Raw genomic sequence first — 13863 nt, 5'->3', positions numbered from 1 at the left:
GTCCTCGGAAGGAGGTTACTTCTTCCCTTTCGCCTTCTTCTCCTCGGCCTGCGCCTTCGCCTTCTCCTCCGCCGTCATGAGGAAGCCGCTGTCGGCCAGCCAGTCCGTCATGCGGGTGGTCCAGGTCTTGATGGAATTGAGCTTGGAACGCCCGCCCATGCCGAAGCCGTGGCCGCCCTTGGCGTAGAGGTGCACTTCCACGGGCAGCTTCGCCGCCTCATACTGCGCCAGCTGGTCGAGGATGGGCTTCACGTGACTGGTGTCGTCATTCGCCACGAGGAAGAAAGCAGGCGGAGAGTCGGCGGGGATGGGGCCGGCGGACACACCCAGCGGGCCAGGATAGATGGAAATCTGAAAGTCCGCGCGGCAGCTCGCGCGGTCGATGGGATCAGCCGCAGCGGGATCGCCTGCGGTGGGGCTGTAAACGACCATGGCCACCACCTCGCCACCGGCGGAGAAGCCGAGGATGCCGATGCGCTTGGGGTCCAGATTCCACTCGGCGGCGCGGGTACGGATCACGCGCATGGCACGCTGGCCGTCCTGACGCGGATGGATGTCCAGATTGTAGGGGCTGCCCTCCTCGCGCGGCAGACGGTGCTTCAGGATGAAGCAGGTCACGCCCAGCTCATTGAGCAGCTTGGCAGGCTCCACGCCCTCGCCACCAAAGCCGAGCTGGCGATGCCCGCCGCCGGGCACGATGAGGATGGCCGCGCCATTCGCCTTGTCCTTCGGCGCAGGATACACCGTGATGGAAGGATGGTTCACATGCGTGACCGAGGTGCCCTTCATCACCTCCGGCTCGTCCTTCAGATTTTCAAATCCCGGCGCTCCTTTTTCCCACAGGTGAATCACCTGCGGCCCCTCCGCACGCAGCGGGGCACAGGCAAGAACGAGAGGCAGAAGGAGGACGAGGCGTTTCATGGGAGAGGGTTGGGGTTGGTACAGATGAAAAAAGCTTCCGAGCTCGGACAGCAAGATGGAACGAGAGCAGGAACGCGCCGCTGTCAGGCACTTTGTTCGATCACTTGAGCCTTCGCCACAGGTAAGTCGCGCGCCCGGGCACCCCCTGCAGAAGAAACCGTACCGCTCCCCTCAGCCTCAGCCTCAGCCTCAGCCTCAGCCTCAGCCTCAGCCTCAGCGCGCAGCCGCCCGGCGCTCCGCCTCCGCATATTGCTCGGGTGTCATCTCAAGCCGGACTCGGGCGGCCAGCTTGGTGCTTTCTGCGTGCCCCTCGGCAGAGGCGAGCAGCAGCCACTTCGCAGCCTCCACCAGATCAACAGGAGCCCCGGTGCCCGTGTAGCAGACGATCCCCATGGAGAACTCCGCCTCCACCATTCCCTGCTCCGCGGCTTTGCGATACCATTGGGCGGCAGCGGCAGCGTCCTTTGCCACGCCGCTGCCAGTGCTGTAGCAGCAGCCCAGATTGAACTGCGCCGCTGGCGTTCCCTGCGCCGCAGCTTTGCGGTACCACTCCGCGGCGGCGGCTTCATCCTTGGCCACGCCCTCACCGTTGGCGCAGCAAACGCCTAGATCATACTGCGCCGGCGCATAGTTTTGCTCAGCAGCCCACCCAAAGCACTGCACGGCCGCCTCCAGGTCTTGCTTCAGGCCGGTGCCGTTCAGATAAGCCAGGCCCAGCTCATGCTGCGCCTCGGGCAGCGCCTGGACGGAGGCCAGTTGCAGCCACCCCGCCCCGGCGGCTTCGTCTTTGGCCGTTCCCTCCCCGGCCAGGCAGGCACGCCCCATCTCCAGCTGCCCTCCGGCATGCTCCTGCTCTGCCGCCTTGCGAAACCACGCCACCGCCGCCACGGGATCTTTCACCACGCCGTCGCCGTGCTTGTAGGCGCAGCCCAGAGAGTACTGGGCGCCCGCCGCCCCCTGCGCGGCTGCCAGACGGAAACACCCAAGGGCCAGTGTGTCATCCTGCACCACCCCCTGCCCTGTCGAAAAGGCGAGCCCCAGGGCAAGCTGAGCCGGTGCGTAGCCACGGTCCGCGGCCTTTCGGTACCACTCCACCGCCTCAGCCTCATTGGCAGTCATGCCCGTGCCCACCCGGCAGCATTCGCCCACTTGATACTGCGCCACGGCATCGCCCTGCTCCGCCAGCAGACGCGTCTCCGCCAGTGGCATGCCCATCTTCCATGCGGATCTGGCAACCGGGGCCGATTGCGTGAGCGGCACCCGTGGCCCGATGGGCCGAAACTCCGCCCCTCTCTGATACGCCTCGTCATGCTGCTGGGGCGTCGTCGCATCATGCGCCTTGGTCAGCCAGTCATCGGAGGCTTCGTCCGCCCCCTGAGCCAGCCAAAACCATTTCATGGCCTCCACGAGATCTTTGGGCACATCCCCCTCACCGGTGAAACAGGCCATGCCCATGCGGGTCTTGGACTTGCCATGGTCGCGTTCTGCCGCATGGCGAAACCACTGCAGCGCTGCGCCCGTGTCTTTCGGCACACCGTCCCCGGATTCCACGCACACACCCATGCGATACTGCGCCTCCGCATCTCCCTGCTCCGCCAGCGCGCGCACCTGCGCCAGCGGCATCCCCTGCCTCCATCCGGTGGGGGCGACCACCGGCATCTTCACAGGCTTCGGGAGCTTGTGCATCATGTCGAGGCATTCCCTCCACTTGCTCCCGCCAGCCGCCATTTCCTCAAGCGACATGGTGTGCATGAGATCGTCCAGAATCTTCTGCGCCTCCGGCCGCCGGGCTTCAGCATCCGGCAGGTGATCAGCCATGGAAGCGGAGATCCAGCCATAGGCGGCCGCCTTGTCCACCGCCACCCCGTCTCCCGCGTGGAGCATCTTCCCCAGAAGCCACTGGGCTTCGCTGAGGCCCGCCTCGGCCGCACGCCGGAACCACTCCGCCGCCTGCTCACCGTGCCCATGTTTGAGCAGGAACATGCCCAGGAAAATCTGTGCCTCCGCCAGCCCCTGACTCGCCGCCAGATGCAGCCACCTCATGCCCTCGGCCTCGTCATGTTTGACGCCCGCGCCCAGGGTGTAATCACGCCCGAGCGCCAGCTGCGCATCCGGCAGACCCAGCTCAGCCGACCGTCGGAACCACCTCACCGACTCCGTGTAATCCGCCTGTGTGGGGTCCGACTTGCTGAATTCGGCCGTGGCACTGTCCACCCCCAGCCAGTACATCGCCCGCGCATCGCCCCGCTCCGCGTGCGCATGCAGCGTTTTCGAGTCGATGCTGCTTCTTTCCTCCGGTGCCCGGACAGGGACGGGGGGCGGAAGCGTCAGGACTGCCACCGGAGTTGCAGGCTTCTCTTCTTTCGGGGCCACAGGCTGCGCCGCCGCTGCCACCGCCGGGTGGCCGCGCTGAAACTCCCGCGCCTTCTGCCTTGCCACCGCCAGTTGCGCGGGCGTCAGCATGCTCCGCGTCACGGCGGCAAAGTAAGCGGAGGCACCGTGGCCCTGCTCACCGGCCAGTGAAAACCACCGCATCGCCTCCACCAGGTCTCTGCGGGTCCCCGCCCCCATGAAGCAGCAGCCGCCCAGGCTGTGCTGCGCCATGAGGTGCCCCAGCTCCGCCGCTTTGCGATGCCACGCCACCGCCTCCGGCAGGTCCTGCTTCACCCCCTCCCTTCCCTGGAGATTGCTCCCCATCCAATACTGCGCCTCCGCATCCCCCTTCTCCGCCAGCACCCGCAGCTCAGGCAGCGGCATGTCCATCTTCGGCGAGGTCGTGATGGCAGCACCCGGGTCCGGCGGAGGTGCGCTCCCCACCCTGTTGCGGCGTTCCCTTTGCCCCTTGCTCAGCCGTTTGCGCCAGTCCCGCTCAGATTGCCGGAGGCGGCTTAAATCTTCGATGGACACCTCCTGCCTCACTTCCTTCAGGTACGGCTCTGCCTTGGCGATCCCGTGGGACGCGGCGAGGCTCAGCCATCGGTACGCCTCCACCTTGTCCACGCGCACGCCCTCGCCCGTGGCCAGAATCCTTCCCAGCTGGTATTGCGCAATGGTGTCACCGCCTTCCGCGCCCAGGCGCAGCCATTTCTCAGCCCGCACCGGATCCTTTGGCACGCCCCAGCCCATCAGGTAATAGATCCCCAGGCTGGACTGGCCGTTCTCATTTCCCTGCTCCGCCGCTTTGCGCACCCAGTACGCCGCCTGCGCGACATCCTGCGGCACGCCATAGCCCTCAAAGTAGCACGCGCCCAGCCTCGCCTGCCCGCCGCCGCTGCCCTGCTCCGCCGCTTTGCGAAACCACCGTGCCGCTTCGGCGTCATCCTTCGGCACGCCAACGCCCTTGGAGAAGATCAGGCCCAACGCCACCTGCGACTCGTCATCGCCCTGTTCCGCAGACTTCAGCAGCCACTTCATGGCCGCATCTCCATCCTTGGCCACCCCTTCGCCCAGGAGGTGGTACATGCCCAGATAATACTCCGCCTTCGGGTGGCCCTGCTCCGCCGCCCGCCGCGCCCACATCACCGCTTCGAATTTGTTCGCGGACACCCCGTAGCCTTCATACCAGGCAAAGCTCATCCAGACCTGCGCCTCCACATCCCCCTGCTTGGCTGCTTTCTCCATCCATCGCATCGCCTCCGCATCATTCGGGACCGCCAGCACCCCTTTGAAATACCGCATGCCCATCTCACGCTGCGCCAGGGCATGCCCCTTCTGAGCCAGCGCCTCCAGGTCAGTCATGTTCAGCGCCTGCACATCCTCCAGGGACAGCACGGCAGCCGGGGCCTCCGCAGCCGCCGAAGGATTGGAATGGTCGCCGCCGCGTCTGCCCGCCGTGTAAATCAGCGCCACCAGGACCGCCGCGCCCACACCCGCCGCCGCCCATGCAGCCATGCCCGCCTTTCCCTTCAGCCGCCCCCGGCCACCCGCCGCCCGCGCCCCCTCCTGCGAGTCCGGCACATACCCGTGCAGCGGCGGCGGTGGCGGTGAAAACGGATTCTGGGGCAGTCTCGGCGGCAGGTCTTCATGTGCCGCAGCCGGTTCGGCCTGGGTGTGCTGCAGCGCCGCCTCCACCTCCCCCTGCCGCGCGTCATTCTCTCCCGGCTCGACCGCCGTTTGCCCGCTCATCCCCGCGTGAAAAGGAAACTCATCCTGGGGCAGCGCCACCAGCCACACATAGGCCGCGTAGAGTTCATCCATCTTTGCCGCCGCTTTCGCCTGAAGCCCTGCAATTCCCGCAAACGAGTCCGGCCGCCACACCATCGCCCCCTCCTCATAAGCCCTGTCCAAGTCCTCCCGGCTGATGGGGGCATCAAGGTCGAGAATCCGCAAAGCTTCGTGAGTGGTCATGGTTCCTTGGCTGCGATCCAAGCATCAAATCAATCCACTGTCACGCCTGGATCAGGGAAGAAAAGGACCCCGCAGGCGTGCCGGGAAAGCACGGCATGGCCGCAGCATTTGCATTTGCACGCCGCATGCTTCATGCTCGCACCGTTACGGCCCTCTCCTAATCCTCCCTAATAAGACGCCATCCAATGAACACCGCCGCAAAACTTATCGTCTGCGCCGCCGCATTCGGCACTCTCTTTGCGCTGGCCGCCGCCCAGCAGCCCACCGTGGTGAAGACCAACCTCCTCAGCAATCCCTCCTTTGAAAACGGGCTCGAAGGCTGGACCCTCTCCGCCTATGAAAAGCGCGGCACCGTCGCGGTGGACACCGTGGAAAAGCACGACGGCAAGAGCAGCATCCGCATCGAAAATCCCGCCGGGGACGACAGCTTTCTGCAGCAGACCGTCACCGTAAAGCCCCGCACCCGCTACCGCCTCACCGGTTACATCAAGACCAGGGACGTCGTCGTCAAAGGCACCGGCGCCACGCTCTCCCTCGCAGGCGGCTACGAGCACACCGAGGCCTTCTCCGGCAAGCAGAACTGGAAGAAGGTCTCCTTCGAGTTCGACACCGGCGCGCAGGACAGCATCAAGGTCGGCCCCCGCCTGGGCCACCACTCCAGCATGGCCATGGGCACCGCGTGGTTTGACGAGCTCCAGCTCATCGAGCTCGGCCCGTCCCGCAAACGCTGATCTCCCGAAAAAAGCCCGGCACTTCAAACGGCGGGCCACGTCTCCTGCACAGGCCATGAAGCAGCGCATCCTTCATACCATCGGGTGGTTGTTCACAGCACCCCAGGCGCCCCTCACCCCGCGCGGCATCATCGTCTGGTGGGAGCGGCGGCGCATTCCGTTCAATCTCATCATCGGCCTCGTCGGTGCGCTCGCCCTCTTCGTCTTCACCGCCAGCATCGAGGGAGCGGGCGTGCTCCAGCCCGGGGAGGACGCCGTCGAGCCCGCCGCCATCATGGTCGTCCCCCTGCTGGCCAATGCCGCCTACACCGGCGGCTGGCTGGTCGATGTGCCCCTGCGCCTCGTGCGGCCCCGCACCAGCCCCGGCTTCACCCCGCGCCTCTTCCGCCTCGGGCTGCTCTTCTCCCTCTTCGTCGTCTGCTTCCCCGCGCTCTTCTGGGGCGGCTGCCGCCTGCTGCAGCTCCTGCACCTGCTGCGGTGAGCCACGCGCATGCCACTCCATGCTTTGAAATACCACAGCGCCGCAGCCCTGCCGGCCGCCAGACCTGTCCCCCCGGTCCACCGCCCCGGCGGCGCGGCTCAGGTGATCGGCCGCGTGCAGTGCAGGCACACCCTGTTCGCCGGGCGCAGCTCCTTGGGCAGCTCCCGCAGCAGCGCCTGCCGCTCCGCCAGGTAGCTGCGGCGCGCCTCCTCGTAGGCCTGCCGGCCCTGCGGGTCCCTGCGCGCGCTCCACAGCACCAGCACTCCCAGGCCCGCCGCACACAGGCCCAGCCACACCGCCCACTGCCCCGGCAGCGCAGACAGCCCCAGCAGACCAGACAGCAGGCACGCGATCCCCAGCCCCGCAGCCCCCCTGGAGCCTCCCACCTCCGGCAGGCGATGCGTGGTGACGCCGCAGATCCTGGCCTGGATGACATGGTCCGGCACCGACTCCGTCCAGCGAAAGTCCAGCAGGTCCAGCTTCAGCCGCCGCTCCCAGTTTTCGGAAAAGGTCTGAAACGCCGCCAGCTCCGCCGCGTTCAGGCAGCCGGAGCCCCGTACTTTTTCATAGATCAGAGTCTGGATGGGGCTCATCGTGGGCAGTTCATCGAGTCCAAAAAAAAATCAGCGCGTCGAGGGGTGCGGCGTCTCAGTCCGTGTACTTCAGGCACTTCAGGCAGAGGCGCGCGCCCGGGCGGTGCTCCTTGGCCAGACGCTCCAGGTCTTCGCGCCGGCCGCTCTCGTAGGCCATCTGCACAGGCCGGAACCTGCGCAGCGCCGCAAAGCTCTGCCACGCCATGAAAAACAGCACGCAGGCCCCCGCGCGCAGCCCCACCGCCAGCCAGCGTAGCTCCTCAGCCGCGGCGATGCCCTGCCTCATCTGCGACACCAGAAACAGCCCGCAGCCGCCGCACAGCAGCCCCAGCAGCGCGTACACCGCCACATCGCCCAGGCCCGGCACATGCGGCCTGCCCAGACTGGCCACGCGGCAGACGTGCTTTTTCAGCTCCGTCTCCCACTGGCGGTCACGCTCGTCCACACGCATCAGCGCGTCCCACCCGGCCACCATGCGCGTCTGCCTCAGCAGCTCACGCTCAGACAGGCAGCCCGAGTCCCGGATTTTGTCCACCACACTTCTCATTTCCTCCACATTCATGCCGCGCAACAGACAGCGCCCCGGCATTTTTGACGAGCAAAATCTCGCCACCTAAATCTTTCTTTCTTTAGGCCATCCACTTACCACCTTCAAGCCATCGGCTTATATTGCTTTAAATGACAGGAGAAGCATCACCCCGCACACCGCGCGGCACAAGCAAAATCCCACCTCCGCCCAGCCCCGCGTGCCGTGCAGCTCACCCCACCCGCAGGTTTGACAACCCGGGGAGGCCTTCTAGTCTGCGGCGATGCCAGCGCGTAAACCCAGCAAATCCCCCTCCTCCGCCCCAGACACCCACCCTCAGGATTCCGCCCCTCCCGGGTCAGCGGCAGACTCCCCCTTGCTCGTGGACACCTCCCCCATCATCAGCCACGTCACCACCGCCGAGGAGCAGGCCCTCCTCACCCCCGCAGAGGTCCTCCAGCAGTTCAAAGACGGCAACAAGCGCTTCCGCACCGGCCGCGTCACACGCCGCAATCACCGCGAGCAGGTCCGCCGCTCCGCCCCCGGCCAGTACCCCAAGGCCATGGTCCTCAGCTGCCTCGACAGCCGCGTCCCTGTGGAGGACGTCTTCGACCAGGGCATCGGCGACGTCTTCGTCGGCCGTGTCGCCGGAAACTTCGTCAATGAAGACCTCCTCGGCAGCATGGAGTTTGCCTGCAAGGTCGCCGGCGCCAAGATGATCCTCGTCATGGGCCACCAGCACTGCGGCGCCATCCGCGGCGCCATCGACAACGTGCAGCTCGGAAACCTCACCACCCTGCTCGCCAAGATCAAGCCCGCCGTCGCCATGAGCGAGGACTTCGACGGCGAAAAGACCTCCGCCAATCCGGCCTACGTCAAATACGTCGCCGAAAACAACGTCCGCCTCTCCCTCAACAACATCCGCATCCACAGCCCCATCCTCAAGGGCATGGAGGACGACGGCGAGATCAAGATCGTCGGCGCCTTCTACCGTCTCACCGACGGCACGCTCGAGTTCATCGAGTGACCTTCCTCCTGGTGCAGGCCAGCATTTGATACCACGAGTCCTGGGGGGAAGCAGGCCCCGTCTTCTGCCTCATCACGCATGAAGGCGCGCCTACGTCCAGGCCATCACGCCGCCCTGGGCCGTAGGTTGGGTGTGTTTGGCGATCGATGCTCCCTTCAACACGCTCAAGCCCACTCCGCCAAACCGCCCGACTGCGAGGACGTCCGTACGCCATCTTGCTCGCAACACACTCATGGACGGGCGGGCTTAGCCACACCCATCCTACGTCCAGGCCATCACGCCGCTCCGGGCCGTAGGTTGGGTGTGTTTGGCGTCCAGCACGTCCCCTCTCCCACCGTCCACTCCGCCAAACCGCCCGACTGCGAGGACGTCCGTACGCCATCTTGCTCGCAACACGCTCATGGACGGGCGGGCTTCGCCACACCCATCCTACGTCCAGGCCATCACGCCGCCCTGGGCCGTAGGTTGGGTGTGTTTGGCGATCGATGCTCCCTTCAACACGCTCAAGCCCACTCCGCCAAACCGCCCGACTGCGAGGACGTCCGTACGCCATCTTGCTCGCAACACGCTCATGGACGGGCGGGCTTCGCCACACCCATCCTACGTCCAAGCCACCCCAGCCCCCTCTGGCATCTCACAGCACTTCTCACCATCCGCCGCCCATCGCCTTCACCAGCCGCACGGTGGCGATGAAGCGCTGCGCCGCCACCTGCGTGGCCTGCCGCTCGGTCTGCAGCCGGGTGCGCTCGGCGTCCAGAAACTCCAGGTAGCCCGCCGCGCCGCTGTCATAGCGCGCATGGGTGAGCTCCGCCGCCTGCGCCGCCGCGGCCAGCGCCTCGTTTTGTGCGGCGGCCTGCTCCGCGCGGTAGCGCGTTTGCGCCAGCGCGGACTCCACGTCCTTCAGCGCGCCGAGCACCGCCTGGCGGTAGCTCGCCACGGCCTCCTCACGCGCCGCCTTTTTGCGGTTCACATTCGCGCGGATGAGCGCAAAGCCCGTGACCGGCAGGCTCACGCTCGGGCCAAAGGACCACACGCGGCTGTCGGCGCTGAAGAGATCGCTGGTGTTCTTGCTCAGGTAACCGCCCTGCCCAGTGAGGCTGACCGCTGGAAAATACGCCGCCGTGGCCACGCCGACGTCCGCATTGCGCGCGGCCACCAGGCGCTCTGCCGACGCCACATCCGGGCGGCGCTCCAGCACGCTCGCGGGCAGTCCGGCGGGAATGACCGGCGGCGCACCGCGCAGCGGGCGCTCGGCCAGCTTGAAATTCGTGGCCGGCACGCCGCACAGCAGCGAGAGGTTGTCCGAGGCCTCCTGGCGCTGGCGCTTGATGTCCGCCAGTTCGGCACGCGCCGTGGCCACCTCCGTTTTGGCACGCGCCACATCCGTCTCCTGCACCGTGCCTGCGGCAAAGCGCTGCTGGATCAGCCCCAGGCTTTTTTCCCGCAGCTCGATCGTGCGGCGCAGCGAGGCCAGGTCCGCGTCCAGCGCACGCAGCTGGTAGTAGGTCGCGGCCACGTCTCCCGTCAGCGTCAGCAGCACGTTGTTGTAATCCGCCGCGCTGGACTCCGCCTGCGCGCGCGCCGACTCAAACGAGCGCCGCACCTTGCCCCACAGGTCCAGCTCGTAGCTGAGGTCCAGCGTCTGGTTGAAGGTGTTGATCTGCGCGGAGGGAATGTTCACCGGCACCGGCGTGGGCAGGTTGCCGGAGGTGCGCTCGCGCTTGTTGCGTGAGTTGGCGGTCAATTCGGGAAACCAGTCCGTGGCCGCCGCACGGGCGTTCGCACGCGCCTGCTGGATGCGCGCAAACGCCGCACGCAGATTCTGATTGTCCGCCAGCGCCAGCGCCTCCAGCCGGTTCAGCTCGCTGTCGTGAAAGACCTTCCACCACTCGCCTTTGGGCGCGTCATCGCGCGGCGCACCGGCCTGCCAGCGCCATGTGGCGGGCGTGAGGTCTGCGGTGTCCGGTTTCTGATAATCCGGCCCGACAGTGCAGGCCGCAGGCGCCAGCAGCAGCGCGGCAAGACAGAGACGTGGGAGAGTGGAGGCCATGCGTAGGAGCGGTGGGGGAAAAATCGAAGGAGACAGAGGTTTCAGACGGAGGCGGACGCGCTCTCAGGCGGCAGCGCGGCCTCACGCGCAGCACGGCGTGCCGCACGCTTTTCAGCGCGCCGGCGCCGCCACTGCACGATGTCGTCAAAGTACGAATAGATCACCGGCGTGGCCAGCAGCGTGAGCAGCAGCGAGAGCGTCTGCCCGCCGAGGATGACGCCTGCCGTGGCGTTGTTAAACGCAGCGCCCACGCCGCGCGCCAGCATCATGGGCACCATGCCCGCCACAAAGGCCAGCGTCGTCATCAGGATGGGCCGCAGCCGGTCCTTGTTCGCCTTCAGGATGGCGTCCAGCCGGTCCATGCCGCGCTCACGCAGCTGGATGGTGTGGTCGATCTGCAGGATGCCGTTTTTCTTCACCATGCCAAACAGCACCAGCACGCCCAGCATGCTGAAGAGGTTCAGCGACTGCCCAAAGATGATGAGGGAGAGGATGGCAAAGGGCAGCGTCAGCGGCAGCGCCAGCAGGATCGTCAGCGGGTGCAGCCAGCTCTCAAACTGCGCCGCGAGGATCAGATACATGAACACAAACGCCATCAGGAAGGCCATGCCAAACGCACGCCCCGTGCGCGCCATTTCCTTGGAGCGCCCTGCCGCGCCGCTGCTGTAGTCCGCGGGCAGGTTCTGCTTTTTCACCAGCGCGTCGATCGCCTCCACGATCTGGCTTTCCCCCACGTCCGGCGCGTTGTTCGCCGTGATGGTGACCTGCCGCCGCCGGTTCAGCCGGTCGATCTGCGAAGGGCCGGAGGTCTGCTCCAGCTTCAGCACATTGTCCAGCGCCACCGGCGTGCCTCCGGCGCCCGGCACGGAGAGCTGCTCCATGGCCTGCAGGTTGTTGCGGTAGCCCGCCTCGGCGCGCAGGTGGATGTCGTACTGCTCCCCTGCCTCGTCGTAGGTGGACACATCCAGCCCGCCCACCAGCAGCCGCAGCGTGGTGGAGAGATCCGCGATGTTCACCCCCATCTGCCCCGCCTTGCTGCGGTCCACGCTCGCGGTGATCTCCGGCTTGCCGCTGATCAGTGTGGAGTCCAGGTCGCGGATGCCGGGAATGTTTTTGGCCTCCTTCATGATCACATCCGTCGCGCTCGTCAGGCGGTCCAGATCCGGCCCGGCGATGTAAAACTGCACGTTCGCGCTGGACTGCCCCGTGTTGAATGGCGGCACCGCCAGCACCGTCATGCGCCACTCCGCCGGAAACTTCGGCAGGATCTCCTTGCGCACCTGGTCCATGATGTCCTGCTGCGTGGCCTCGCGCGTGTCAGGCTCCGTCAGCCGCACGTAGATGCCCGCCAGATTCTGCACGCGCTGGTCGTTGTCCCCGATGGTCAGCAGCGTGGACTCCACGCCCGGCAGCGCGCGGATGCTGCGCGCCACGCGCTCTCCCTGCAGGTCCGTGGCCGCCAGCGTGGTGCCTTCCGGCAGCCGCAGGTTCACGATGAACTCCGCCTCCTCCGTCGGTGGCATGAAGCTCTTCTGCACCGTGCGCATCAGCAGCGGCAGCGTGGCCAGCGCGCCCAGGCACGCCAGCACGATCACCCACCTGTGCCGCATGGAAAAGCGCAGCATCACCATGTACACCGCCTCGATGGGCCGGTAAAACGCCCCCACCACACGGTCCAGCACGCGCTCCACCCAGCTCCGCCGGCGCCGCGCCAGCATGCGCGCCGCGAGCGATGGCACCAGCGTGAAGCTGATCAGCATCGAAACCGCGATCGCAAAGGCCATCGTCAGACCAAAGCTCTTCAAGAACATGCCCACGATGCCGCTGAGAAACGCCACCGGCACAAACACCGCCAGCAGCGACAGCGTCGTCGCCATCACCGCCAGCCCGATCTCACGCGTGCCGTTGATCGCCGCCTCATGCGCGTCCTCCCCCTTCTCCTCCATGTGATGAAAGATGTTTTCCACCACGATGATGGCGTCGTCGATCACGATGCCCACCGCCAGCGCCAGCGCCACGAGGCTGATCTGGTTCATCGTCACATCCTGCGCCCACATGACGCCAAACGCGGCAATAAGAGACGTCGGGATGGAAAGCGCGGAGATGAAGGTGGCGCGCGTGTTTCCCAGAAACAGCAGCACGATGAGCGCCGCAAACAGCGCGCCCAGCACCAGATGCTCCTGCACCGCATGCGTGCTCGTGCGGATCACGATGGAGTTGTCCCGCACCACATTCACGGCGTAGCCTGCAGGCAGGATCTTTTTCATTTCATCGAGACGCTCCTTCACCGCATCCACCACCTTGATCGTGTTTTCACCCGACTGCTTGCGCAGGGAGAGCACCACGCTGGGCGTGCCGTTGCGCCGCGCCGCCGTCTGCGGCTCCTCCTCGCCGTCCTCCACGCGCGCCACGTCCTGCAGGCGCACCATGCCGCCGTCTTTTTCACGCACCACCATCTGCCGCAGCTCCGCCACGGAGGCCGCCTTTCCCAGCACGCGCAGCCCCGCCTGGCTGGCGGCGTCCTTCACCGTGCCCGCAGGGATCTGCACATTCTGCGCGCGCAGCGCACGCTGCACATCGATCGCCGTCAGGTTGAAGGACTTCAGCCGCACCGGGTCCATCCACACATTGATCTGACGCTTCCGCCCGCCCAGCAGCGTCACCTGCCCCACGCCCGGCACGCTCTCCAGCTGCCTCCGCAGCACCTTGTCCGCGTATTCGGTGATCTCACGCGCCGGCTTGTCCGCCGTCAGCGCCACGTTGAGGATCGGCGCGGCATCCGGGTCCAGCTTTTCCACGATGGGCGGGTCCGCATCATCCGGAAGATCCGAGGTGATGCGGTTCACGCGGTCGCGGATCTCCTGCGCCGCCACGTCCACGTTCTTTTCCAGCAGGAAGACCACGATCACCTGCGAGATGCCCTCGCTGGAAACCGAGCGCAGTTCATCGATGCCGCTGACGGTGTTCACCGCCTCTTCAATCTTGTCGGTGATCTGCGTCTCCACCTCCTTCGGTGTCGCGCCATCCAGGCGCGTGGTGATCGCCACCGTGGGAAAGTCCACCTTCGGAAAGCGGTCCACCGGCAGACGTGAGTAGCCGATGAGGCCCACCACCACAAACACCAGCACGATCACGCTGGCGAGGACAGGACGCTGGACACAGATGCGGGCGAGCCATTGCATGAGAT

9 protein-coding genes are annotated in these 13863 nt (G+C 66.3%); 3 read left to right on the top strand and 6 right to left on the bottom strand.

From position 1 onward, the window contains the following. Positions 1-15 precede the first annotated feature (15 nt). The gene (locus ACZ5WW_RS00305; protein WP_377171267.1) at positions 16-921 is read right to left on the bottom strand and encodes an alpha/beta hydrolase; all 906 of its coding nucleotides are present in this window, start codon (positions 919-921) and stop codon (positions 16-18) included. Between the two features lie 213 nt (positions 922-1134). Then, positions 1135-5268 carry a tetratricopeptide repeat protein gene (locus ACZ5WW_RS00300; protein ID WP_377171270.1) on the bottom strand — a complete coding sequence of 1378 codons (4134 nt, stop codon included), beginning with the start codon at positions 5266-5268 and terminating at the stop codon, positions 1135-1137. A gap of 185 nt (positions 5269-5453) precedes the next feature. On the opposite strand from ACZ5WW_RS00300, the gene ACZ5WW_RS00295 reads away from it, so the two are divergent. Continuing rightward, positions 5454-5999 carry a carbohydrate binding domain-containing protein gene (locus ACZ5WW_RS00295; RefSeq protein WP_377171272.1) on the top strand — a complete coding sequence of 182 codons (546 nt, stop codon included), beginning with the start codon at positions 5454-5456 and terminating at the stop codon, positions 5997-5999. A 55-nt stretch (positions 6000-6054) separates the two neighbouring features. Beyond that, positions 6055-6480, top strand: a complete 426-nt coding sequence (locus tag ACZ5WW_RS00290) for a hypothetical protein (protein WP_377171274.1) — start codon at positions 6055-6057, stop codon at positions 6478-6480. A 98-nt stretch (positions 6481-6578) separates the two neighbouring features. Here the strand turns inward: ACZ5WW_RS00290 and ACZ5WW_RS00285 are convergent, their stop codons facing one another. After that, a complete protein-coding gene (locus ACZ5WW_RS00285; RefSeq protein ID WP_377171276.1) occupies positions 6579-7073 on the bottom strand; it encodes a hypothetical protein in 495 nt (164 codons plus the stop codon). Positions 7074-7128: 55 nt separating this feature from the next. Further along, complete coding sequence (locus tag ACZ5WW_RS00280) at positions 7129-7635, bottom strand: hypothetical protein (RefSeq protein WP_377171279.1); 507 nt, start codon at positions 7633-7635, stop codon at positions 7129-7131. 346 nt (positions 7636-7981) lie between these two features. On the opposite strand from ACZ5WW_RS00280, the gene ACZ5WW_RS00275 reads away from it, so the two are divergent. Continuing rightward, positions 7982-8626: a carbonic anhydrase family protein gene (locus tag ACZ5WW_RS00275; RefSeq protein ID WP_464694199.1), complete on the top strand. Its 645-nt coding sequence runs from the start codon at positions 7982-7984 to the stop codon at positions 8624-8626. A 646-nt stretch (positions 8627-9272) separates the two neighbouring features. On the opposite strand, the gene ACZ5WW_RS00270 is transcribed toward ACZ5WW_RS00275, so the two are convergent. Then, on the bottom strand, positions 9273-10676 hold the full coding sequence (locus ACZ5WW_RS00270) for an efflux transporter outer membrane subunit (protein WP_377171284.1): 1404 nt from the start codon (positions 10674-10676) through the stop codon (positions 9273-9275). Positions 10677-10717: 41 nt separating this feature from the next. Continuing rightward, positions 10718-13858 (bottom strand): efflux RND transporter permease subunit, encoded by a 3141-nt coding sequence (locus tag ACZ5WW_RS00265; protein WP_377171287.1) that lies wholly within the window; start codon positions 13856-13858, stop codon positions 10718-10720. Between the last annotated feature and the right edge of the window lie 5 nt (positions 13859-13863).

This window comes from Prosthecobacter fluviatilis (assembly GCF_055388355.1).
Note: the sequence above shows the minus strand (reverse complement) of the source record. Positions and strands in the feature narration are given on the sequence as shown.